This window comes from Cryobacterium cheniae (assembly GCF_004403395.1).
Lineage (GTDB): Bacteria > Actinomycetota > Actinomycetes > Actinomycetales > Microbacteriaceae > Cryobacterium > Cryobacterium cheniae.
The window spans coordinates 70,458-91,197 of sequence record NZ_SOGN01000008.1; the positions used below are offsets into that span (position 1 = coordinate 70,458).

Sequence of the window (20,740 nt, forward strand, 5' to 3'; positions counted from 1 at the left end):
GTCGAAACCCCGCTCAGAACGGGGCCGGATCGCCCGAGGCCAGCGGTCGAACGGTCGGCTTCGATCCCGGCCGCTTCCCCGGCGGGCGGATGATCGTGGCCGGCTCACTGAGGGACGTGCGCCCGGTCGGCGATGTCCACTTCAGGGTTCCGTCCGGGTTGTGCGCGTAGGTGCACCGGGTCTCTGACTTGAGTGCGGGGTCGGCCGGACACAGATGCGCGAGGTTGTCGTGCTCCGTCAGCCCGTCGAACTGCCAGTCGAGGGTGTGGTCGATGTCGCACTGTGTCGCCGCACGGCGGCAGCCCGGCCACCGGCAGGTTTCGTCTCGCACCCGGAGGTACCGTCGCAGTTCTTTCGGCACCTTGTAGCGGGTGCGCCCGACCGAGAGCACCGCTCCCGTCTCCGGGTGGGTCAGGATCCGGATGAAGCCGGGTGCCCGAGCCGCGATCTCGCGTGCGGTGTCGGGGTCGATCGGTCCGTATCCCTCGAGGTGCCCGGGTGCCTCGGAGTGGCCGAGGAGCGTCATCACCGGAACGGTCACGTGCACCGAGCCCCGGATTCCCTTGCCCACTCCGGAGGCGGTGACCCCGTCGAGGATGAGGTCTTCGAAGACGTCTGCCCGCAGCTGGGTGAGTGTGCGGGTCTCGTTCGGGCCCTGCAGGCTCATCCCCATCACGGTGAGGCGGTCGTACCCGGCCTTCACCTTCTCCGCCGAGTCGAACCAGTGCAGCGAGGCCATCCCGTCGGCCTCGGGCTCGAAGATCACCTTGCGGTCGGCCACCGATTTTTGGTGCCGGGCTGTGATCGACTCCGGGTGCTGCCGTTCCCGCATGATCCGGGCCTTGTCCTTGAGGTTGGCCACGGTCAGGTGCGGGGCGGATTTCAGCAGGGCCTCTTCGAAACCGGCCAGTGCCTTGGCGGGGAGGGACCAGGCCCGGTTCATGATCACCTGCGCGTGCCGGTAGGTGATCGACCCGTCCTGCAGTGCGGCCCGGGTGGCGGGCAGCTCGTTCATCAGGGTCTGGCTTTCGGCGATCAGGGTCTCGGTCGAGCGCACGGGCAGCCGCAGGGTGCACGCGAGTTCGGTGACGAACTCCCGTTCGGCGACCGTCGCGGCATCCCACCGGGCACGAGGCACCCCGGCCGTGATCCCGGACAAGGCCGGGGGACCTTCCCGAGCCTTGTCTTCGGCTGCCTGGGCCGCATTCCGGGCCAGGGTTTCGGCGAACCGGCGGGCCTGATCGACCTGTTCGGCCAGGCGGGCGTCGACCCGGGGGGACTCGGCCTGCGTCTCCCGGCTCGCATCGAAGTGACGACCCAGGCTCTCTAGCTGCTCACTGTAGGAGGGCTTCATGAGACACACGTTTCGGGTGACCATTGACAGTCGAGGCCCCAGATCGGCACCTGCCAGCGCCCTGTGGATAACTTGATCACACCCGCATTGTGGCGGATCAGACGCAGCTGTCCCGGGGCCGCCCACGGGCATCCGTTACTACCGGGTCTCGACAGGCTCGACCGCCAAGGCGGCATGACCACCGACAACAGGCTCGACCACCGAGACCAGACCGAAACCGAGAGAAACGCCCGACGGGTCCATAATGTCTCGGCGGAGCCCCGGAGCCCCGGAGCCCCGCAAGCCCCGCCAGGATTGCCCGAGCAAGGAGTCGTCGTGAGTGCTGACCGCCCCGCGATCCGGTTGACCGGATTGACGAAGAGTTTCGGCGGCGCCGCGAATGCCGTCGACGGCATCGACCTCGACATCGCCGAGGGGGAGTTCTTCTCGATGCTGGGACCATCCGGTTCCGGCAAGACCACCGTGCTGCGCCTCATCGCCGGATTCGAGCAGCCCACGGCCGGCACGGTGTCGCTGCTCGGGGAGGACGTCACCGACCGCGCCCCCTTCGACCGTGACGTCAACACGGTGTTCCAGGACTACGCCCTCTTCCCCCATATGAGCGTGCTCGACAATGTGGCCTACGGGCTGCGCGTGCGGGGAGTCTCCAGGCGCGAACGGCATGCACAGGCCCGGCAGGCCCTCGAGACCGTGCGCCTCGGCGGCTTCGGAGACCGCAAACCCGGCCAGCTCTCCGGCGGCCAGCGCCAGCGGGTGGCCCTGGCCCGCGCCACCGTCGTGCGGCCCAAGGTGCTGCTCCTCGACGAACCGCTCGGCGCCCTCGACCTCAAGCTCCGGGAGCAGATGCAGGTCGAACTCAAGGAGTTGCAACGCGAACTGGGCATCACCTTCATCTTCGTCACGCACGACCAGGAGGAGGCGCTCACCCTGAGCGACCGCATCGCGGTCTTCAACGAGGGGCGCATCGAACAGCTCGGCACACCGGCGGAGATCTACGACCGACCTCTGTCGCCGTTCGTGGCCGCCTTCGTCGGAACCTCCAACATCTTTCCCGACGCCCTCTCCCGAGCCGTGCTCGGTCGCGGGGGCATGCACGCCCTGCGCCCCGAGAAGGTCACGGTCGGCCGGGCGGATGCCGTGCCGTCCACCCAGCGCACGGCACCCGGCACACTCGCCGAGGTGATCTACGTCGGCAGCACCTCCCGGCTGATCGTCGACCTCGACGCGGGCATGCGCATCATCGCGCTCGAGCAGAACGACGCGCACCGGGTGACGGAGGACGAGCGCGGATCCCGGGTGAGCGTCGGCTGGCAGGACAGCGACATCGTCGCGCTCGAGAAGGCGACCGCCGACACCACCGACCCAGCCACCGACCCAGCGACCGATACCGCCACCGATTCAGCCCCGAAACTCACCACCGACACAGCACGATAACCGGAATGGAGAATGCAATGACACATCTTTCAGCACGACGCGCCCGTATTCGTTCGTCAATCCTGACGGGATTGGCGATCGCCTCCGTGGCGTTGTTGACCGCTTGCGGCACCGGGGGCGACGGGGGAACCGGGGGCGCGGACAGCAGCGAAGCGCCCACGGAACTCGGCGAGAACGAGAGCACGGTCTCGATCCTGGCCTGGCCGGGCTACGTCGAAGACGGCAGCAACGACCCCTCCGTCGACTGGGTGAGCGCCTTCGAGGAGGAGACCGGGTGCATGGTCACCAGCAAGACGTACGGCACCTCCGACGAGGCCTTCAACCTGATGAAGACCGGCGAGTACGACGTGGTCGCGGCCTCCGGTGACGCCTCCCTGCGCCTGGTCGCGGCCGGAGACGTGGCCCCGGTCAACACCGACCTCATCCCCAACTACGAGGGCATCTACGACTTCCTGAAGATGCAGGACTGGAACAGCGTCGACGGCGTCGCCTACGGGATTCCGCACGGCTACGGCGCGAACCTGCTGATGTACAACACCGACGCCGTGACGCCGGCGCCCACCTCCTGGGACGTCGTCTTCGACGAGTCCGCCCAGTACACGGGCAAGGTGACGGCCTACGACTCCCCGATCTATATCGCGGATGCCGCCATGTACCTGATGACCCACCAGCCCGACCTCGGCATCGAGAACCCGTACTCGCTGGACGAGACGCAGCTTGCCGCGGCCGTCGACCTGCTCAAGGCGCAGCGGGAGAACATCGGCGAATACTGGTCGGACTACCTCAAGTCGATCCAGGCCTTCGAGACCGGTGACACCGTCGTCGGCACCACCTGGCAGGTCATCCGCAATTCCCTGGCCGAAGGAACCCCGGCCGAGGTCGTGCTGCCCGAGGAGGGCGTCACCGGATGGTCCGACACCTGGATGGTCGCATCCGAGGCGCAAAGCCCGAACTGCGCCTACGCCTGGCTGAACTACATCGCCAGCCCGGAAGCGAACGCCCAGGCCACCGAGTACTTCGGTGAGGCCCCATCCAACCAGGGCGCCTGCGACTTCACGGTGAACCCCGACCAGTGCGAGATCTTCCACGCCGGCGACGAGGAGTACGCGTCGCAGATCTGGTACTGGTCGACTCCGATCGAGGACTGCCTCGACGGCCGCACCGACGTGAAGTGCACCGACTACTCCGACTGGACGACCGCCTGGCAGGAGATCAAGGGCTAGCGGCATCCCCTCAGGCCGAGCCGGAAAAGAGGAATCATGACGGTTGACACGGCGTCACCGGGGCAACGGATACCGGTGCCCCCGCATCGCGACACGCTCGCCCGACGCGGTTCCATCTCGTTGAGCCGGCATCCGCGGTTGCGACTGACGCTGATGCTGTCCGCCCCTCTGCTCTGGCTCGGCCTGATCTACATCGTCGCCCTCGCCGCTCTGCTGATCACCGCCCTGTGGACGGTGGACAGCTTCACGGGCACCATCACACGGTCGTGGACGCTCGACAACATCATCACCGTGGTCACCGGCTCGCTCTACCAGACGGTGACGGTGCGCACGGTGGGGGTGGCATTGCTGGTGACGCTGATCGACATTCTGGTGGCCCTGCCGATCGCGTTCTTCATGGCGAAGGTGGCCAGTCCACGGTGGCAGCGCATCCTGGTGATCGCGGTGCTGATGCCGCTGTGGGCCAGCTACCTGGTCAAGGCCTATGCGTGGCGGTCGGTGCTCTCCCAGAACGGCATCTTCGAGTGGCTGGTGGCCCCGTTCGGCGGAGAGACCCCCGGCTACGGCCTGCCGGCGACCGTCATCACGCTGGCCTATCTCTGGCTGCCCTACGTGATCCTGCCCGTCTACGCCGGCCTGGAACGGGTTCCGGACTCGTTGCTCGAGGCGTCCGGGGACCTGGGCGGCAAGACGTGGGCCACCCTGCGCCTGGTCGTGCTGCCGATGATCTGGCCGGCCATCATCGCCGGGTCCATCTTCAGCTTCTCCCTGTCGCTTGGCGACTACATCACCGTCAATATCGTGGGCGGGGCGAACCAGATGCTCGGCAACCTCGTCTATACGAACGTCGGCGCGGCCAACAACCTGCCGCTCGCCGCGGCGATCGCCCTGATTCCGATCGTCATCATCTTCGGCTACCTGGCCGTGGTGCGCCGCACCGGCGCCCTGGAAAACCTGTAAGGGGGCATTATGCGTCTGTCGAGGCTCGCGCGAGGCATCCTGGGCGCCGTCACCGGCGTCATCCTGCTCGTGATCTACCTGCCGCTGATGGTCGTGCTGGTGAACTCGTTCAGCACGAGCACCAGCCTCGTCTGGCCGCCGCCGGGACTCACCCTCGAATGGTGGGGCCGGGCCTTCCAGAGCGAGGGGGCCCTCGAGGCGGTGCTCACGAGCGTGCAGATCGCCCTCATCGCCACCCTGGTCTCGCTCGTGCTCGGCACCCTGATCTCCCTGGCGCTGCAGCGGTTCGCCTTCTTCGGCCGCGAGGCGGTGAGTCTGCTGGTGATCCTGCCGATCGCCCTGCCCGGCATCATCACCGGTATCGCCCTGAACAACGCCTTCCGCACCATTCTCGGGGTGCAGCTGTCGATCGCGACCGTGATCGTCGCCCACGCCACGTTCTGTATCGTCACCGTGTTCAACAACGTGATCGCCCGGCTGCGGCGCCTCGGAACCAGCTACGAGGAGGCGTCGGCCGACCTCGGCGCGGGGCTCTGGACCACGTTCCGGCTGGTCACCTTCCCGCAGTTGCGCTCGGCGCTGCTCGCGGGCGGTCTGCTCGCCTTCGCCCTCAGCTTCGACGAGATCATCGTGACGACCTTCACCGCGGGGGCCGGCGTCAAGACGCTGCCGATCTGGATCCTGGACAACCTGTTCCGTCCGAGCCAGGCGCCGATCGTCAACGTCATCGCCGTGGTGCTGGTGCTGGTGTCGATCGTTCCGATCTACATCGCCCAGCGCATCGCCGGAGCGGAGAAGGTGAGCCGGTAAGGCCCCATTCCGGTCAGCGCAGCCCGCGGGCTACAGCGGGCTCGGGTCCCGGCCGGTGAGGGCGAGCAGCCGGGTCTGCAACGGCGCGTTCTCGTCGGCCGGAACGGGGGAGGCGAAGAGGCCGCTGGCCTCGAGGGTGTCCCGCTGGGCCTCGAACACCGTCCAGACCGCCTCGATCAGGGCCGGATCAAGGGACTCGTCGGCAGCCGTCGCCCGGGCCAGGTCCCAGGAGTGGACCGTGACGTCGGAGACCTGCTCGCGCAGATAGTCGGATGCCGTCACCGTGTCATACGACAGGGTCACCGGCGCGTCGGCCGAGGTTGCCGCCCAGGCAGCGGACGCCAGCGCCGAGTGGGTGGCCCATTCCTTCGCCAGGTCCGGGCCCAGCGGGGCGAGCGAGCGTCGGGCGTCGAGCACCGAGAGGCCGTTGAGCAGTGGCGGGATCCACTGCTGTTCCAGCACCACGTGGCGCACCAGGTCGGTCACGTTCCACTCCGTGTCCGGTGTGGTGGCAGCCCAGTCGGTGATCAGGTCGACGCGGCTGCCGAACTCTTCCGCGGCCCGTTTCTGCAGCGCAAGCCAGTCATGCGTCATGGGACTCCTTCGGTGGAACGATGAAACACTGGAACGGTGGAGCGGGTGCCCCTGCAACGCTACAACCGGCATCCGTCACTGTGCATTCCGTCACCGTGCATTCCTTCCCGGCACCGGGCGCATTCTCCTGTCGCGGAATCGGCGCGGCCTGTCGCCGGTCCGGGTTAGGGTCTCTCCAGGAGTTGAAGGACCACGAGCAGGCAGGACACATGAGCAGGCAGGACGTATGAGCAGGCAGGATGGCAGCGATCGCACGGTTTCGACCGACGCCGTCGACGACAGCACCGCGACTCTGCTCCACATCGACCTGGACGCCTTCTTCGCGTCGGTCGAACTGCTCGATCACCCCGAGCTGGTGCACCGCCCGGTGATCGTGGGGCACCGGTCAGGGCGCTCGGTGGTCACGGCGGCGAACTATGTGGCCCGGCGCTACGGCGTCAATTCGGCCATGCCCATGGCGCTCGCCCTGCGGCGCTGCCCGGCGGCGGTGGTGCTCGAGCCGCACATGGGCCGGTACAAGGAGTATTCCGACCGGGTGATGCGGATTTTCGAGGAGTTCACGCCGCTGGTCGAGCAACTCGGCATCGACGAGGCGTTCCTGGATGTGGCGGGGGCACGCCGCCTGCACGGGTCGCCGGCCGAGATCGGCGCGAAAATCCGGGCGCGGGTCGCGGCCGAGACCGGGCTCACCTGCTCGGTCGGCGCGGCGAGTACGAAGTTCGTCGCCAAAATGGCGTCGGGCCGGGCCAAACCCGACGGCCTGCTCGTGATCCCCGCCGACGACACCCTCGCGTTCCTGCATCCGTTGCCCGTCGGGGCCCTGTGGGGAGTCGGCGCCACGACCGAGCAGGCGCTGCTCGGGCAGGGCCTGCGTCAGATCGGCGACCTCGCCCGCACCCCGCTCGCCGTGCTGCAGAAGTGCGTGGGGGATGCTTCCGGCCGCAAACTGCACGAGCTGGCCTGGGGGAGGGACCCGCGGGTGGTCACCGTGGAACACGAGGAGAAGAGCGTCGGCCACGAGGTCACCTTCGAATACGACGTGACGGATGTCGCCCGGCTGCGCAGTGAACTGCTGCGGCAATCCGACGCGGTGGCTGCCCGGCTGCGGCGCGCCGGCCTCGTCGGCCGCTGCGTGGTGCTCAAGCTGCGCTACACCGACTTCAGCACCGTCACCCGCTCGCGCACCCTGTCGGAACCGACCAGTGTCGGCCGCCGGATCTATGAGGAGGTGGCCGCCAGCTTCGAGGTGCTGGCGGCGTCCGGCATCCGGGTGCGCCTGATCGGCGTGCGTGTCGAGCAGCTCAGCGACGGAGACGGCAGCGGCGCGGGCCTCTGGGACCCCGACGACGACTGGCGCGACGCCGAACGGGCCGTCGATTCGGTGACCGCACGGTTCGGCCGCGGCACGCTGCGGCCTGCCTCACTGCTGGACCCGGACACACCCCGAACGGCGACTCCCGAGCAACCACGCCCCGGGCGACTTCCGTTCGGCGATCGCGAACCAGACAGGGGGTAGCCTGAAACCATGACTAGCCTTCCAGAGAAGCTCGCAGAAATCTCTCGTACCGCCGGCGTCAGGTCGGCCTACGGTGATCCGGTCCAGGTCGACGGCGTCACCCTGATTCCCGTTGCTCTCGTCTACTACGGTTTCGGCGGCGGTGAGGGCGATTCCGCCGCCACCGGCACCGGGTCCGGCGGCGGAGGCGGCGGGGCATCCCTGCCGATCGGCGCCTACGTCAAGTCGGGAACGACGGTGCGCTTCGAGCCCAACGTCATCTCGTTGCTCTCGGTCGGCATCCCGTTCCTGTGGGTGGCCGGCAAGGCCATCTCCCGCATCATCCGCGCCCTCAAGCGCTAGTCGCGAAGACCACCAGCCGTCCAGTAGCCCAGCCGCCCGGCCACGTCGGCTGGGCGGCTGGCTGCGCTCCGGGGCGGTCAGTGCCCGCAGGGCCGTTCGCTTCGTGCAGGGTCGGCCTGGAATACATCGGGGATGCCGTCGTTGTCGGCGTCGAGCGCCTCCTTCTCGGCGATGCGGCCGTAGTGCCGGTTGCGGCTGCGCAGCACGACGCTCGCCAGCAGCGCGGCCAGCAGCGAACCGGTCAGGATGGCCACCTTGGCGTGATCGTCGTGCGGGCTGCCCTGTCCGAAGGCCAGTTCGCTGATCAGCAGCGACACCGTGAAGCCGACACCGGCGAGCATGGCCACACCGAGCACGTCCACCCAGGCGAGATCCGGGTCGAGGGCGCCCCGGGTGGTCTTGGTGACCAGCCAGGTGGCCAGCATGATGCCGACCGGCTTGCCGACCACCAGGGCGACGACGATTCCGATCGCGACCGGGTCGGTGAGGGCCGTGGTCAGACCCTCCACGCCGCCGAGCGTGACGCCGGCGGAGAAGAACGCGAACACCGGCACGGCGAAGCCGGCCGACAGCGGGCGGATGCGGTGCTCCAGGTTCTGGGCGAGGCCCGGGCCGGCGTCGGGTCCGCCGCCTCGGCGGCTGCGCAGCACGGGCACAGCGAAGCCGAGCAGCACTCCGGCGACGGTGGCGTGGATGCCGGAGCCGTGCACGAGTGCCCAGGTGACCAGGCCGAGCGGCAGCAGAACGGCGCCCGCGGCCCACTTGGTGGTGCCGAACAGGTAGGAGTACTTATGCGCCAGAAAGGCGAAGAGCCCCAACGGCACGATGGCGAGCAGCAGCAGGACAGGCTGGAGGTCTCCGGAGTAGAAGAAAGCGATGATGGCGATGGCGAGCAGGTCGTCGACCACGGCCAGGGTCAGCAGGAAGATGCGCAGTGCGCTGGGCAGTTTGGAGCCGATCACGGCGAGCACGGCCACGGCGAAGGCGATGTCGGTGGCGGTGGGGATGGCCCAGCCGCGCAGCATCTCCGGCCCCGAGCTGAACGCGATCGCGGTGAAGATCAAGGCCGGAACAATGACGCCGCCGATGGCCGCGGCAACCGGGACGACCGCACGGCTGAACGTGCGCAGGTCACCGGCGACGAACTCGCGTTTGAGCTCGAGTCCGGCGATGAAGAAGAAGATCGCCAGGAGCCCGTCAGCGGCCCACGCGCCGAGGCTCAGGTTGAGGTGCCACGGCTCGTAGCCGATCTGGAAGTTCCGCACGGAATAGTAGAAATCGGACGCCCCAGTGTTGGCCAGGATCAGCGCCAGCACCGTCGCCACCAGCAGGAGCGCACCACCCACGGTCTCCTTGCGCAGGATCGTCGAGACGTGCAGGTACTCGGGGTAGCTGCTCCGGTTGAAGACATTCAGTTTCGGGGTGGCAGGCAGGGGTGATGGTTTCGTCATAGACGAGCCTCAGGCAATCGGGGTTTTGTGGCGCACGAACAATACTGTCGACCAGACTTCCCGACTCACCACTTCCAGCGTACCGCGTTCGGGGGCTCAGCGCCGTCAGCGCCGTCCGCGCCACCACCGCCCCGGAAGGTCGCGCCAGCCCTGGGGGATGTGCCAAGGGCCGCGCACGGGCAGTCCACGTCGCATCCGTCGCCGCCGCAGAACGAAGTGACGCAGCAGCAGGAGCAGCAGCGCGGCGAGGATCAGGGGAACGGTGAACATCATTCGATCCCGTCGGCGATGCGGCGGCGAGACGTGGACTCCATCCCGCGAGTCTAGGCCGCGGACTATACTGAGTCCGAACACGGGAGTCCGGTCAACCGGGCTGAGAGGAAGCTTCTGAAGCTTCGACCGTCGAACCTGATCTGGATCATGCCAGCGCAGGGAGGCAGCTTTTCTCGTTCCCGTGCCCTGGAACCAGCTACGGAAAGGGCACGACCAGTGCACGCAACAACCACTCTTCTCACCTCCGCCACGAACCGAAAGCCGCGGAATTTCCGCTGGCGGGTCGTCGATATCGTCATCGCCAGCGTCATCGGCGTGGCCAGCGGACTCATCTTCGTCGTCTGGAACCAGGCCTACAACCCGCTCAGCGGCCTGCTCACTCCGCTGCTGCCGGGCCTGCAGGCCCTGCTGGGCGGCGGATGGCTGTTCGCCGGCGTGCTCGGCGGCCTCATCATCCGCAAACCCGGTGCGGCCCTCTACACCGAGCTGCTCGCGGCGGTCGTGTCGACCCTGGTGGGCGGCACCGCCTGGGGAGCCACCATCCTGGTGTCCGGCCTGGTGCAGGGTCTCGGCGCCGAGCTGGTCTTCGCGCTGTTCTTCTACGCCAACTACCGCGTCGTCGTGGCCCTGCTCGCCGGCGCGGGAGCCGGCCTGGCCCTCGCGGTCAATGACCTGGTGCTCTGGTACCCCGGGTCGGCCGCTCCGTTCATCGCCATCTACACCGCCTCCTCGATCGTCTCCGGCGTTCTGGTGGCCGGGCTGCTGTCCTGGTTGGCCATGCGCGGTCTCGCCCGCACCGGTGCGCTGTCTCGCTTCGCCGCGGGGCGATCGAACCGCGCCCGGGTTTAGGGACGGGCGATGACACCGGCAGCAGCGGCATCCGTCTCGGGCGCGTCCGTCGTCGCCCGTGGCTGGGGCTGGCGGCATGCCGGGCGGCGGGGCTGGGCCGTCGACGGTCTCGACCTGCGAATCGAGCCGGGCGAGCGCGTGCTGCTGCTCGGCGCCTCCGGGGCCGGCAAGTCCACCCTGCTGCACGCCCTCGCCGGAGTTCTCGGCGGCGACGAGGAGGGTGAGCAGCGCGGTCAGCTGCTCGTGAACGGCGCCGAACCGACCGCTGCGCGCGGCCAGGCCGGGCTGCTGCTGCAGGACCCGGACTCCCAGGTGATCCTGGCGCGGGTGGGCGACGACGTCGCCTTCGGCTGCGAGAATCTCGGGGTGCCGCGTGAGGAGATCTGGCGCCGGGTGCACGACGCCCTGGACATGGTCGGCCTGGACCTGCCGCTCAGTCATCCGACGTCGGCGCTGTCGGGCGGGCAGAAGCAGCGCCTGGCCCTTGCCGGGGTGTTGGCGATGCGGCCGGGGCTCCTCCTGCTCGACGAACCCACGGCGAACCTCGACCCGGCGGGGGTGCTGGACGTGCGCGATTCCGTCGCCCGCGTGCTCGAGCACTCCGAGGCGACGTTCATCGTGATCGAACACCGCGTGGCGATCTGGCAGAGCCTCGTGAACCGGGTGATCGTGCTCGACGCAGCCGGGGGAGTGCTCGCCGACGGCCACCCCGACGACGTGCTGTCGCTCCAGGGGGACCGGCTCGCGGCCGCCGGCGTCTGGGTGCCCGGGCGGGGCAGCGGGCTGACCGTGCCCCGCCGTGAGACCCGCCCGGCGTCCCTGTCGACGTCGGTGCCCGGCTCGGAACCCCTGCTCCGCACGCCCGGCCTTGCGATCGCGCGCACACGCACCGATTTCGTGGCCAGGGATATCGACCTGACGGTGCACGCCGGCACCGCCCTGGCCCTCACCGGGCCGAACGGGGCCGGCAAATCGACCCTGGCGCTCACTCTCGCCGGCCTGCTGAAACCGGCCGGAGGCGCGGTTCTCGCGGGCCCGGAGCTTGCCGACGGGGCCGACGCGGAACCGATCCGTTGGAAGTCCCGCCAGCTGCTCACCCGCATCGGCACCGTGTTCCAGGACCCGGAACACCAGTTCGTGGCCGCCACCGTGCGGGCCGAACTCGCCGTCGGGCCGCGGGCCCTCAACCAACCGGGGCCCGCGATCACCGCCCGGGTCGACCAGGTGCTGCAGCGCCTCCGCCTGGACCATCTGGCCGAGGCGAACCCGTTCACCCTCTCCGGCGGCGAGAAGCGCCGGTTGTCGGTGGGCACCGTACTGGCGACCCGGCCACGGCTGCTCGTGCTCGACGAGCCCACCTTCGGCCAGGACCTGCGCACCTGGCGGGAAATCGTGGCCCTGCTCGACGAACTCCTGCGGGAGGGCACCGCGGTGGTCGCCGTCTCGCACGACACCGACTTTGTGGCCGCCCTCGGCGATCGCGAATACCACCTGACCGGGCAGGCCGGCCCCGGCGTCACGTCACGGGCGGCGGTGTCACGGTGAGCGTGCTGACGCCGGCCCGGGGCCCCCAGGCCATCTTCCGGATCAACCCGGTCGCGAAGCTGGCCGCCACGCTGCTGCTGGCGGGCGTGCTCATCCTGACCATCGACTGGGTCTCCGCCTCCGTCGCCCTCGCCTGTGAGTTCGTGCTCTTCTGCTGGGCTGGGCTGTCCCTGAAAACCTTCGCCCTGCGCACCCTGCCGGTCTGGATCGCCGCGCCCACCGCCGGACTCACCACCCTGCTGTACGGACAGGCGGCCGGGCAGGTCTACTGGTCCTTCGGGCTGGTGAACGTGACCGAGGGATCGCTCGAGCTGGCCATCGCCACGACCCTGCGCATCCTCGCCATCGGGCTGCCATCGGTGGTGCTCTTCGTGACCGTCGACCCCACCGACCTCGCCGACGGCCTCGCCCAGGTCGTGAGGTTGCCGGCCCGCTTCGTGTTGGGCGGCCTGGCCGGGCTGCGCCTGGTCGGCCTGTTCCTCGAGGACTGGCGTGCCCTCGAACTGGCCCGGCGAGCCCGCGGCATCGCGGACCGCGGCGCCCTGCGCCGGCTGCTCAGCCAGGCCTTCGCCCTGCTCGTGCTGTCGATCCGTCGCGGCAGCAAGCTCGCGACCGCGATGGAGGCCCGCGGGTTCGGCGCCCCGGTACGGCGTACCTGGGCCCGTCCCTCCACCTTCCGGGGGCGCGAGTTCGCCCTGGTCGGCCTCGGTCTGGCCGTGGCCCTGCTCTCGGTGGGTGTCTCCGTGGCGACCGGAAGCTGGAACTTTGTGCTCACCTGATCCGGCCCGGTCCTCCGATCCGGTCGATGACCGGCGGATGCTGCTGGCCCCCGTGCTCCGTGACCTCGCCCGCGCCGGGGCGGCCCCCGTCGTTCTGATCGACGGGCCGAGCGGGGCCGGCAAGAGCACCCTCGCCGACGCGCTGGTCGCCGCCTGGCCGAGACCCGTGCGCCCCACCCTGGTGCGCCTGGACGACATCTACCCCGGCTGGCAGGGGCTGGACGCCGCCATCGCCCACCTGACGGGAGGGGTGCTCATCCCGAGGAAACTCGGCCGACCCGGCACCTGGCAACGCTACGACTGGGATCGGGGCGAGCCGGCGGAATGGCACCTCGTCGACCCGGCACGCCCGCTGATCGTGGAGGGCTGCGGCACCCTCGCGGCCGCCCACGCACCGCTCAGCGACATCAGGGTCTGGCTGGCCGCCGATGACGTCGTCCGCAAGCAGCGGGCGCTCGACCGGGACGGCGAAACGTTCCGTTCGCACTGGGACCAGTGGGAAGCGGACTGGGACGCATATCGGGATCGGGAGCAGCCCGAGCGGCAGGCGACGATCCGGCTGGCCGGGACCCCGGGCATCCGTCGCCCCGACACGCCCCCCGGAATCGGGCCCGGCGCGTCTGCCGGAAGCCCGATTGCGGGGCTAAGTTGAAGTCATGGCTGATAAAAGCACAGAAAGCGTCCTTTACACCGCGGAATTCGTCGACGGCCCCCTCGCGGGGCAGGTCGACGCCCGGGTGCTGATACACGGCAAACACGAACCCCGCGTCAGCATGATGGCCGCCGTCGAAGGTGTCGAAACGCTGTTCTGGTACGACGAGGTGGACACGCGCGATGTGCAGGGCCGCCTGCACGTGCGCTACCGCTTCGACGCCGGCGAGAGCGACCCGTACCTGCCGACCGGCGAGGCTCAGTAGTCGCCGGTAGTCGCCGGTAGCCGCCAGCAGCACGCCGGTAGCCGCCGGCGGCTGGTCGCGGCTAGCGGTTCGCGGCGATCAGCGCCGAGATCATCGGTACGGGGTTCAGCAGCCGCCAGCCGAGGCCCGGCGGGCTGATCGTGCGGTCGAGGACCAACGTCGACGTCACCGGGGCGCCCCCGGCGTCCACCGTGACCCGGCCGACGGTCTTGCCCGCGCGTCCGGTCGACAGCGGGTCCACGGTCACCTCGGCGTCGCCCGGCGCCTGCGCCTGCCAGCCATACGTGGTCGTGGCCGTGCGCACGGTTCCGGATGCCTCGGCGCCCCACGGAGTGCTGAACTCCACGTACGCGTCGCCCTGGGCGAGGGTGGGCAGCTCGCGCACCCCGGCCCGGGCGCTCTCCATCAGGGCGGTGACGTCGATGGCGAGGGTGTCGTAGTCGGGTTCGCCGATCAGGGCGCCGGCGAAGGTGTACACGGAGTCCGGGCCCTGCACCTGGGCGGTGAAGAGGAAGCAGACGCCGGCGCCCTCCGTGTAGCTGCGGGTGATGCCGGTGACGCCCGCCTCGGGCAGGAACGCCGTGGTGTTGTCCACGCCGCGCTGGCCCACCAGGGCGGAGGCCGGCTGGGAGAGGATGGCGCCGATCACCGGGTCGGCGGCGGCCAGGCCGGCCAGCCGGGCGAGGTCGGAGGCCGTTCCCACGCTGTCGTCGCTGAGGCCGGTGGCATCGGCGACGTGCGTGCCGGCAAGTCCCTGCTCGGCGAGCCAGGCGTTGGCCGCGGCGGTGTAGGCGTCGAGGGATCCGAAGGCCCAGCGGGCGAGCGTGTCGGCGTGGTTGTTGCTGGAGCCGAGGATCATCGCCTGGAGCAGCTCGGTCTCGGTCCACAGTTCGCCGGGGAAGACGATGACGGTGCGGTTGTCGGTGCTGTAGTAGTCGAGGTAGTCCTGGTAGTCGGCGGCCGTGATCGGAACCTGAGGCCCCGTTTCGCCGAGGGCCAGCGGCTTCGCATCGAGCACGACCAGGGCGGTCACGATCTTCGTCGCGGCGGCCATCGGCAGCGGTTCGGCAGAGCCGGCCACCGCCAGGGGCAGAGTGGTGGCGAGGGCGGCGGCATCCGGTGTCGTCGTCTCCGGAGCGGCCGGATCGGCGGCGACCGTGGCCAGACCGATCACGGCGCTGCCGCCGGTGGCGGGCAGCACCGGTGGGAACGGAACGGCCTCGCCGGCGGGCGGTGTGACCAGGGTGGCGGTTGCTTCGGGCAACGGCCCCAGCAGGGTGGCCGGGCCGTAGACGCCGACGGACAGGATGACGAGGGCGCCGACCGTGGCACTGATCAGTCGGACAGGCCGGAAACTACTCATGACGCAAGGCTAATGGTGGTTCGTCATCCCCAGCCGAGTTCGTGCAGCCTGTCGTCGTCGATGCCGTAGAAATGGGCGATTTCGTGCACCAGGGTGATGTGCACCTGGTCGCGCAACTCGTCGAGATCCGCGCAGAGCTCCAGCAGCGGTTCCCGGTAGAGCACGATCCGGTCGGGCATCTCGCCGAAACCGTACTGCCCGCGCTCGGTCAGGGCGACGCCGTCGTAGAGCCCCAGGGTGTCCATCGTGCCGTCGTCGGGCCGGTCCTCGACCACGAAGATCACGTTGTCCAGGCCGTCGACCATGTCGTCGGGCAGAAGATCGAGCTCGTCGACGACGAGACGCTCGAATTCCTCGTGAGTCAGGTGCGGCATCCGTTCAGCTTCTCACAGCGGCGTCAGCGAAAAAAACAAACGCCCACCGGGAGCCGAGGCTCCGGGTGGGCGTTCATCTAAGGCGTACTGCGTGTTTTTCTTGGGGTGAGTAACGGGGCTTGAACCCGCGGCCTTCCGGACCACAACCGGATGCTCTACCAGCTGAGCTATACCCACCAAGCGTTGCTTTTCCTAAGAAAAGGCAACTCGATAAGTGTATTACATGTTTGGAGCGAAAGTATTCACGGCCTCGGCCGCGCTGATCTTCGCCTGTTCGCTGGACGGCCCCGGGTCGGCCACGAACACGGTTTGGCGGTAATACGCCAGTTCGCGGATGGATTCGAGGATGTCGGCCAGGGCGCGGTGTCCGCCGTCTTTCGCGGGGGCGTTGAAATACACCCGTGGGTACCAGCGGCGGGCCAGTTCCTTGATCGAGGACACGTCGACGTTGCGGTAGTGCAGCTGGTCGTCGAGGCGGGGCATGTACTTCGTCAGGAAGGCCCGGTCGGTGCCGATCGAATTGCCGGCCAGCGGAGCCTTCTGATCGGCCGGGATGAACTTCAGCACGTATTCGAGAACCAGGGTCTCAGCTTCGGCGGCGCTGATGCCGTTCGGGATCTCGTTGATCAGCCCGCTGGTCTCGTGCATGTTGCGCACGAAGTCGTTCATGTTCGCCAGCGACGCCGGATTCGGCTTGATGATGAGGTCTAGTCCCGGGTCGATGATGTTGAGTTCATAATCGGTGATCACCACCGCGATCTCCACCAACTCGTCGGAATCAATGTCCAAACCGGTCATTTCGCAATCAATCCATACCAACCGGTCACTACTTTTTGTCATGTGCCGAGTCTAACGGCGGCCGTCGACCGGCCCCAGTGTGCAGGTGGGGCAGCCGCGCGGCCGTTCCGGCGCTCCGTAGACTACCGAGAATGGAATTGACGTTTTTCTCCTCCGCCTTCTGTGAGCCCTGCATGCAGACCCGGGCGGTCCTGGCCGAGGTCGAACGCCTGGTTCCCCTGGCCTCGGTGCGCGAACTCGACGTGGTGCGGGACGTCGCGGAGGCGGAGGCGGCCGGCATCCGAATCACCCCCACCGTGATCATTCGGGACGCGACCGGGGCTGAAGTCTTCCGGGCCACCGGTGTGCCCACTCTCGCCCAGGTGCTCGTCGCGGCCGCGAAGGCTGTGTGAGCGCCGACGGGCCGGGTCTGCGGTATCGTTGGACGTTGTTTCGCCCCCGTAGCTCAGTGGATAGAGCAGCGGCCTTCTAATCCGCTTGTCGTAGGTTCGATTCCTACCGGGGGCACTCCACATCACCCGGGAATCCCGTTCGCGATCCGTCGGCTTGGTAGATTTGCGGGATGCGAGAACTACAGGCGCGAATCATCGCCGAGCTGAACGTGTCCCCGAGGATCGACGCCGCCTCCGAGGTGCGCCGCCGGGTGCAGTTCCTCGCGGACTACCTGGTGCGAACCGGTGCGAAGGGACTCGTTCTCGGCATCAGCGGGGGCCAGGATTCCAGTCTGGCCGGCCGCCTCTGCCAGTTGGCGGTGGAGCAACTGGCTCAGGGGGGACATCCAGTGACGTTCCAGGCCGTGCGCCTGCCCTACCTGGTGCAGCGGGACGAAGAGGATGCGCAGCTCGCCCTCGAGTTCATTCGGCCCACTTCGACCGTCACCTTCGACATCGCCGCCGCCGTCGACGGCATCGAGTCGGAATTCGCCGACGCGACGAGCCGCCCGCTACCCGACTTCGACAAGGGAAACGTCAAGGCCCGGATGCGCATGATCGCCCAGTACGCCCTCGCCGGATCGGCCGGTCTGCTCGTCGTGGGAACCGACCACGCCGCCGAGGCGGTCACCGGATTCTTCACCAAGTACGGCGACGGCGGCACGGACATCCTGCCGCTGAATGGACTGACCAAGCGTCAGGGGCGCGCGCTGCTGGTCGAGCTCGGGGCGCCGGACCGGTTGTACCTGAAAGCGCCGACCGCCGACCTTCTCGACGACAACCCCGGCCAGACCGACGAGGCCAACCTGGGATTGCGGTACGAGCAGATCGACGATTTTTTGGAGGGGCTGCCCGTCGCAGACGCCGTCGCGGAGGCGATCGAGAAACGCTACCTCAGCACCGACCACAAGCGTCGGGTGCCGGCATCGATGTTCGACGAGTGGTGGCGCTGACTCGTTAAAAACCTCAGCCGCCGCCTCACTCGGGAGCGCGGCGGCGGCTGAGGTCTGACTAGCTCTGGAACGGGGTGGGGCGCACCTCGAGGGCCTGCACGTCGTCGAGGAGGCGCTGGGTCTCCGTCGACGGCGAGGTCGTTTCGGACGGGTACTGGAGCGGGGCGGGTGCGGGTGCGGCCGGCTCCGCGGCGTACTGGTCGTGGTGCTGCTGGGCCGTCCAGGCATCCTGCTCGGCAAGGAGGTTTTTCTCCGTGCTGTTCTTGGAGACTCTCCACCGGTCGAGGTCGCTCTGGAAGATCTTGCGGGTGCGGCCCGGCTTCTCCTGCCATTCGACCAGACGGTCCCGGAATTCGACCAGCGCGGGCTCGAGCTGATAGCCGAACGTGGCCGAGGTGCGCTTGAGCTCAGCGAGCTGATGCGCGGCCCAGTTCGCGGCGACGCCCGAACCCTTGATCGGCAGGAGGCGGAGCTGCACGTCGGCCTGGCCGACCGCGCGGTCCGCCATGACCTGTTCCTGCGGCGTGAGCGAGTTCCAGACGGATGCCTCGGTCGCGGCATCCACGAGGGTTCCGATCACTGCCGCCTTGAGCGCCCGGTCATTCTGCACGAGGAGACGCCTGATCGCCTCGCGCGCGATCAGCGCCGCCAGAAGGCTGGCGACGACGATCGAAACGATGAGCACCACGGCGCTGAAAACCATGGTCTGATTGCTGGCTGCCGTGAGCCAGGATACGAAACTATTCCACCACTGCATGAGCGCACTTTACCGGCGTCTCGCCCCGATCTGCGGGAGCGGCGCGGCGTGCCCTGCGGAGGATCCGTGCAGTCAGCGGAAGCAGTCGGCCGCGTCGTCGATGCGCCAGAACGAACCGACGTTCATCGTTCGGGTGGCGGCGAGCAGGCGGCGAGCGGAGAACCGGTCGCCGTCGGCGTCGGTGCGCCGCTCGATGTGCCCGAGAACCATGCCGGACGGGTTCGAGACCCGCCAGAGGCCGTCTTTCACGGGAACGAGCGACAGGCCCCGGATGACCGGCAAACGGGGTGCCGTTGACGCTGGTATGGACATGGAATCCTCCGCGGTCGACCGTTCGTGGGTGATGGTCCCTTTAGGTTACGGAGAGCCACCGACATTGCTCCCGGTACTGCCGCACAGGCCCGTTCTGCACCTCGCTAGCCCAGGCCGGTGCCGTGCACGGCGTACGGTTCGATCGCGTCGATCTCGCCCTGGGTCAGAGCCGGGGCGTCGAGTGCGGCCACGGTCTGCTCGAGTTGGTTGACGCTGCTCGCACCGACCAGCACACTGGTCACCGACGGTTGGCGCAGGATCCAGGTGACCGCCAGTTGCGCCAGCGTCTGGCCGCGCTCGGCGGCGATCGCATCGAGGGCGCGGGCGCGGTCCAGATAGGTGCCGGTGAGCATGGTCTCCGAGAGGGAGTTGCTCGTGGCGGCCCGCGAGCCGGCCGGGATGGTTCCGCCCAGGTAGCGGTCCGTGAGCAGGCCCTGGGCCAGGGGCGAGAAGACGATACTGCCCATGCCGAGCTCGTCGAGCACCGGGAAGAGCCCGTCCTCGACGTGGCGGTCGAACATCGAGTAGCGCGGCTGGTGGATCAGCAGCGGGATCTTGTGCTCGGCCAGTGCCGCCGCTGCTGCCCGCGTCTGCTCGGGGGTGTAGCTGGAGATGCCCGCATAGAGGGCCTTGCCCTGCTGCACCGCCGAGGCCAGGGCACCCATGGTCTCCTCAATGGGAGTCTCCGGGTCGGGACGGTGGGAGTAGAAGATGTCGACGTAGTCGACCCCAAGCCGGCCCAGGCTCGCGTCGAGGGAGGAGAGCAGATACTTGCGGGAGCCGAAATCGCCGTACGGGCCCGGCCACATGTCGTAGCCGGCCTTGCTGGAGATGATCATCTCGTCCCGGTAGGCGCGGAAATCCTCGGCGAAAATGCGGCCGAAATTGGTCTCGGCCGCCCCGGGAGGAGGGCCGTAGTTGTTGGCCAGGTCGAAGTGGGTGACCCCCAGGTCGAAGGCGCGCCGCAGGATGGCGCGTTGGGTCTCGATCGGGCGTTCGTGGCCGAAGTTGTGCCAGAGGCCGAGAGACAGGGCCGGCAATTTGAGGCCGCTCCGTCCGGTGCGGCGGTAGGTCATCTCGGCATAGCGGTTCGGAGCGGGAACGAAGGTCATGCCGTTACTCTAGGTGCGTGCAAACTTTTGTGGTCGCGGGTGGATGTTTCTGGTGTCTCGATGCTGTGTATCGGGTGTTGCGTGGCGTGAGCGCGGTGGTCTCCGGGTATACCGGGGGCGACGCGCCGAAGCCGACGTACGAGTCGGTGTGCACTGGCCGTACCGGCCATGCCGAGGCCATCGCCGTGACGTTCGACCCGGAGGTCATCCCGGCCGGCGTCATCCTCGACGTGTTCTTCACGCTGCACGACCCGACCCAGCTGAACCGCCAGGGCGCCGACGTGGGCACCCAGTACCGCTCGGCCATGTTCTTCATCGACGACGAGCAGAAGCAGCTTTTCGAAACCGCCCGCACCCGGGCCGCCGAATGGTGGGGCGACGGCATCGTCACCACGATCGAGCCACTCGGCGAGTACTTCGTGGCCGAGGACTACCACCAGGACTTCTTCGCCAAGAACCCCGGTCAGGGCTACTGCATGGCCGTTGCCCTGCCCAAGGTGAACAAGATCCGCAAGTCCTACGCCGAGTACCTCCGCTAGCAGCGCGCCCGTCCCTCCCCAGGCACGCGAGCACGTCATTCGGCACAGGATCCG

Annotated in this window: 24 protein-coding genes, 2 tRNA genes and 1 riboswitch; of the genes, 15 read left to right on the forward strand and 11 right to left on the reverse strand. The window is 68.5% G+C overall.

The genetic code is table 11. The features are described 5' to 3' along the window. Nucleotides 1–13: 13 nt before the first annotated feature. Nucleotides 14–1,354 (reverse strand): HNH endonuclease, encoded by a 1,341-nt coding sequence (locus E3T23_RS01120; protein WP_166806151.1) that lies wholly within the window; start codon nt 1,352–1,354, stop codon nt 14–16. Between the two features lie 315 nt (nt 1,355–1,669). On the opposite strand from E3T23_RS01120, the gene E3T23_RS01125 reads away from it, so the two are divergent. From E3T23_RS01125 to E3T23_RS01140, 4 genes are all read left to right on the forward strand, one after another. Beyond that, the gene (locus E3T23_RS01125; RefSeq protein WP_241977489.1) at nt 1,670–2,788 is read left to right on the forward strand and encodes an ABC transporter ATP-binding protein; all 1,119 of its coding nucleotides are present in this window, start codon (nt 1,670–1,672) and stop codon (nt 2,786–2,788) included. A gap of 71 nt (nt 2,789–2,859) precedes the next feature. Next, a complete protein-coding gene (locus tag E3T23_RS01130; protein ID WP_241977491.1) occupies nt 2,860–4,011 on the forward strand; it encodes an ABC transporter substrate-binding protein in 1,152 nt (383 codons plus the stop codon). Nucleotides 4,012–4,047: 36 nt separating this feature from the next. Then, entirely contained in the window at nt 4,048–4,971 is a 924-nt protein-coding gene (locus tag E3T23_RS01135) for an ABC transporter permease (protein ID WP_134368583.1), read from the forward strand. A 9-nt stretch (nt 4,972–4,980) separates the two neighbouring features. Further along, on the forward strand, nt 4,981–5,781 hold the full coding sequence (locus E3T23_RS01140) for an ABC transporter permease (RefSeq protein WP_134368584.1): 801 nt from the start codon (nt 4,981–4,983) through the stop codon (nt 5,779–5,781). Between the two features lie 30 nt (nt 5,782–5,811). Here the strand turns inward: E3T23_RS01140 and E3T23_RS01145 are convergent, their stop codons facing one another. Next, the gene (locus tag E3T23_RS01145; RefSeq protein WP_134368585.1) at nt 5,812–6,375 is read right to left on the reverse strand and encodes a TIGR03086 family metal-binding protein; all 564 of its coding nucleotides are present in this window, start codon (nt 6,373–6,375) and stop codon (nt 5,812–5,814) included. Nucleotides 6,376–6,601: 226 nt separating this feature from the next. On the opposite strand from E3T23_RS01145, the gene E3T23_RS01150 reads away from it, so the two are divergent. Together E3T23_RS01150 and E3T23_RS01155 are read left to right on the forward strand one after the other, a co-directional pair. Next, nucleotides 6,602–7,891: a DNA polymerase IV gene (locus E3T23_RS01150; RefSeq protein WP_134368586.1), complete on the forward strand. Its 1,290-nt coding sequence runs from the start codon at nt 6,602–6,604 to the stop codon at nt 7,889–7,891. Nucleotides 7,892–7,900: 9 nt separating this feature from the next. Then, nucleotides 7,901–8,233 carry a hypothetical protein gene (locus E3T23_RS01155; RefSeq protein ID WP_134368587.1) on the forward strand — a complete coding sequence of 111 codons (333 nt, stop codon included), beginning with the start codon at nt 7,901–7,903 and terminating at the stop codon, nt 8,231–8,233. Nucleotides 8,234–8,310: 77 nt separating this feature from the next. On the opposite strand, the gene nhaA is transcribed toward E3T23_RS01155, so the two are convergent. After that, nucleotides 8,311–9,684 carry a Na+/H+ antiporter NhaA gene (nhaA, locus tag E3T23_RS01160; protein ID WP_134368588.1) on the reverse strand — a complete coding sequence of 458 codons (1,374 nt, stop codon included), beginning with the start codon at nt 9,682–9,684 and terminating at the stop codon, nt 8,311–8,313. Nucleotides 9,685–9,789: 105 nt separating this feature from the next. Then, on the reverse strand, nt 9,790–9,954 hold the full coding sequence (locus E3T23_RS15065) for a hypothetical protein (RefSeq protein WP_166806152.1): 165 nt from the start codon (nt 9,952–9,954) through the stop codon (nt 9,790–9,792). 72 nt (nt 9,955–10,026) lie between these two features. After that, nucleotides 10,027–10,136, forward strand: a riboswitch (TPP riboswitch). A gap of 37 nt (nt 10,137–10,173) precedes the next feature. Between E3T23_RS15065 and E3T23_RS01165 the strand changes: the two genes are divergently transcribed. From E3T23_RS01165 to E3T23_RS01185, 5 genes are read left to right on the forward strand one after another with little or no spacing between them, the layout of a single operon-like run. Beyond that, entirely contained in the window at nt 10,174–10,806 is a 633-nt protein-coding gene (locus tag E3T23_RS01165; RefSeq protein WP_134368589.1) for an ECF transporter S component, read from the forward strand. A gap of 9 nt (nt 10,807–10,815) precedes the next feature. Continuing rightward, nucleotides 10,816–12,351: an ABC transporter ATP-binding protein gene (locus E3T23_RS01170; protein ID WP_134368590.1), complete on the forward strand. Its 1,536-nt coding sequence runs from the start codon at nt 10,816–10,818 to the stop codon at nt 12,349–12,351. After that, nucleotides 12,348–13,130: an energy-coupling factor transporter transmembrane component T family protein gene (locus tag E3T23_RS01175; protein WP_134368591.1), complete on the forward strand. Its 783-nt coding sequence runs from the start codon at nt 12,348–12,350 to the stop codon at nt 13,128–13,130. Before E3T23_RS01170 ends, E3T23_RS01175 begins: the two co-directional genes overlap by 4 nt. After that, on the forward strand, nt 13,117–13,782 hold the full coding sequence (locus E3T23_RS01180; RefSeq protein ID WP_241977493.1) for a nucleoside/nucleotide kinase family protein: 666 nt from the start codon (nt 13,117–13,119) through the stop codon (nt 13,780–13,782). The genes E3T23_RS01175 and E3T23_RS01180 overlap by 14 nt, the downstream gene beginning before the upstream one ends. A 4-nt stretch (nt 13,783–13,786) precedes the next feature. Then, on the forward strand, nt 13,787–14,047 hold the full coding sequence (locus tag E3T23_RS01185; RefSeq protein WP_134368593.1) for a hypothetical protein: 261 nt from the start codon (nt 13,787–13,789) through the stop codon (nt 14,045–14,047). Between the two features lie 61 nt (nt 14,048–14,108). On the opposite strand, the gene E3T23_RS01190 is transcribed toward E3T23_RS01185, so the two are convergent. The 4 genes from E3T23_RS01190 to orn all read right to left on the reverse strand — a co-directional run bounded on the left by E3T23_RS01190 (nt 14,109) and on the right by orn (nt 16,624). Beyond that, complete coding sequence (locus E3T23_RS01190) at nt 14,109–15,410, reverse strand: D-alanyl-D-alanine carboxypeptidase family protein (protein ID WP_134368594.1); 1,302 nt, start codon at nt 15,408–15,410, stop codon at nt 14,109–14,111. Nucleotides 15,411–15,433: 23 nt separating this feature from the next. Further along, the gene (locus tag E3T23_RS01195) at nt 15,434–15,784 is read right to left on the reverse strand and encodes a metallopeptidase family protein (RefSeq protein WP_134368595.1); all 351 of its coding nucleotides are present in this window, start codon (nt 15,782–15,784) and stop codon (nt 15,434–15,436) included. A 101-nt stretch (nt 15,785–15,885) separates the two neighbouring features. Then, nucleotides 15,886–15,961, reverse strand: a tRNA-His gene (locus E3T23_RS01200). A 42-nt stretch (nt 15,962–16,003) separates the two neighbouring features. Next, nucleotides 16,004–16,624 carry an oligoribonuclease gene (gene orn, locus E3T23_RS01205; protein WP_134368596.1) on the reverse strand — a complete coding sequence of 207 codons (621 nt, stop codon included), beginning with the start codon at nt 16,622–16,624 and terminating at the stop codon, nt 16,004–16,006. A gap of 89 nt (nt 16,625–16,713) precedes the next feature. Here orn and E3T23_RS01210 point away from each other — a divergent pair, with 89 nt between their 5' ends. The 3 genes from E3T23_RS01210 to nadE all read left to right on the forward strand — a co-directional run bounded on the left by E3T23_RS01210 (nt 16,714) and on the right by nadE (nt 17,966). Beyond that, complete coding sequence (locus E3T23_RS01210; RefSeq protein ID WP_134368597.1) at nt 16,714–16,974, forward strand: YbbN family protein; 261 nt, start codon at nt 16,714–16,716, stop codon at nt 16,972–16,974. A 42-nt stretch (nt 16,975–17,016) separates the two neighbouring features. After that, nucleotides 17,017–17,089 (forward strand) — tRNA-Arg (locus tag E3T23_RS01215). A 55-nt stretch (nt 17,090–17,144) separates the two neighbouring features. Continuing rightward, nucleotides 17,145–17,966 carry an ammonia-dependent NAD(+) synthetase gene (gene nadE, locus E3T23_RS01220; RefSeq protein ID WP_134368598.1) on the forward strand — a complete coding sequence of 274 codons (822 nt, stop codon included), beginning with the start codon at nt 17,145–17,147 and terminating at the stop codon, nt 17,964–17,966. Between the two features lie 58 nt (nt 17,967–18,024). On the opposite strand, the gene E3T23_RS01225 is transcribed toward nadE, so the two are convergent. The 3 genes from E3T23_RS01225 to mgrA all read right to left on the reverse strand — a co-directional run bounded on the left by E3T23_RS01225 (nt 18,025) and on the right by mgrA (nt 20,147). Further along, nucleotides 18,025–18,723: a hypothetical protein gene (locus E3T23_RS01225; RefSeq protein WP_134368599.1), complete on the reverse strand. Its 699-nt coding sequence runs from the start codon at nt 18,721–18,723 to the stop codon at nt 18,025–18,027. A gap of 72 nt (nt 18,724–18,795) precedes the next feature. After that, entirely contained in the window at nt 18,796–19,035 is a 240-nt protein-coding gene (locus E3T23_RS01230; RefSeq protein ID WP_134368600.1) for a hypothetical protein, read from the reverse strand. Nucleotides 19,036–19,139: 104 nt separating this feature from the next. Then, nucleotides 19,140–20,147 carry an L-glyceraldehyde 3-phosphate reductase gene (mgrA, locus tag E3T23_RS01235; RefSeq protein WP_134368601.1) on the reverse strand — a complete coding sequence of 336 codons (1,008 nt, stop codon included), beginning with the start codon at nt 20,145–20,147 and terminating at the stop codon, nt 19,140–19,142. Nucleotides 20,148–20,164: 17 nt separating this feature from the next. Between mgrA and msrA the strand changes: the two genes are divergently transcribed. After that, on the forward strand, nt 20,165–20,686 hold the full coding sequence (gene msrA / locus E3T23_RS01240) for a peptide-methionine (S)-S-oxide reductase MsrA (protein ID WP_134368602.1): 522 nt from the start codon (nt 20,165–20,167) through the stop codon (nt 20,684–20,686). The last annotated feature ends 54 nt before the right edge of the window (nt 20,687–20,740 follow it).

Bases quoted from the DNA above. Each gene is read 5' to 3' on its own strand.
- E3T23_RS01120 (WP_166806151.1), bottom strand. From the start codon at position 1,354: ATGAAGCCCTCCTACAGTGAGCAGCTAGAGAGCCTGGGTCGTCACTTC.
- E3T23_RS01135 (WP_134368583.1), top strand. From the start codon at position 4,048: ATGACGGTTGACACGGCGTCACCGGGGCAACGGATACCGGTGCCCCCG.
- E3T23_RS01140 (WP_134368584.1), top strand. From the start codon at position 4,981: ATGCGTCTGTCGAGGCTCGCGCGAGGCATCCTGGGCGCCGTCACCGGC.
- E3T23_RS01145 (WP_134368585.1), bottom strand. From the start codon at position 6,375: ATGACGCATGACTGGCTTGCGCTGCAGAAACGGGCCGCGGAAGAGTTC.
- E3T23_RS01150 (WP_134368586.1), top strand. From the start codon at position 6,602: ATGAGCAGGCAGGATGGCAGCGATCGCACGGTTTCGACCGACGCCGTC.
- E3T23_RS01155 (WP_134368587.1), top strand. From the start codon at position 7,901: ATGACTAGCCTTCCAGAGAAGCTCGCAGAAATCTCTCGTACCGCCGGC.
- nhaA (WP_134368588.1), bottom strand. From the start codon at position 9,684: ATGACGAAACCATCACCCCTGCCTGCCACCCCGAAACTGAATGTCTTC.
- E3T23_RS15065 (WP_166806152.1), bottom strand. From the start codon at position 9,954: ATGTTCACCGTTCCCCTGATCCTCGCCGCGCTGCTGCTCCTGCTGCTG.
- E3T23_RS01170 (WP_134368590.1), top strand. From the start codon at position 10,816: ATGACACCGGCAGCAGCGGCATCCGTCTCGGGCGCGTCCGTCGTCGCC.
- E3T23_RS01185 (WP_134368593.1), top strand. From the start codon at position 13,787: ATGGCTGATAAAAGCACAGAAAGCGTCCTTTACACCGCGGAATTCGTC.
- E3T23_RS01190 (WP_134368594.1), bottom strand. From the start codon at position 15,410: ATGAGTAGTTTCCGGCCTGTCCGACTGATCAGTGCCACGGTCGGCGCC.
- E3T23_RS01195 (WP_134368595.1), bottom strand. From the start codon at position 15,784: ATGCCGCACCTGACTCACGAGGAATTCGAGCGTCTCGTCGTCGACGAG.
- orn (WP_134368596.1), bottom strand. From the start codon at position 16,624: ATGACAAAAAGTAGTGACCGGTTGGTATGGATTGATTGCGAAATGACC.
- E3T23_RS01210 (WP_134368597.1), top strand. From the start codon at position 16,714: ATGGAATTGACGTTTTTCTCCTCCGCCTTCTGTGAGCCCTGCATGCAG.
- nadE (WP_134368598.1), top strand. From the start codon at position 17,145: ATGCGAGAACTACAGGCGCGAATCATCGCCGAGCTGAACGTGTCCCCG.
- E3T23_RS01225 (WP_134368599.1), bottom strand. From the start codon at position 18,723: ATGCAGTGGTGGAATAGTTTCGTATCCTGGCTCACGGCAGCCAGCAAT.
- E3T23_RS01230 (WP_134368600.1), bottom strand. From the start codon at position 19,035: ATGTCCATACCAGCGTCAACGGCACCCCGTTTGCCGGTCATCCGGGGC.
- mgrA (WP_134368601.1), bottom strand. From the start codon at position 20,147: ATGACCTTCGTTCCCGCTCCGAACCGCTATGCCGAGATGACCTACCGC.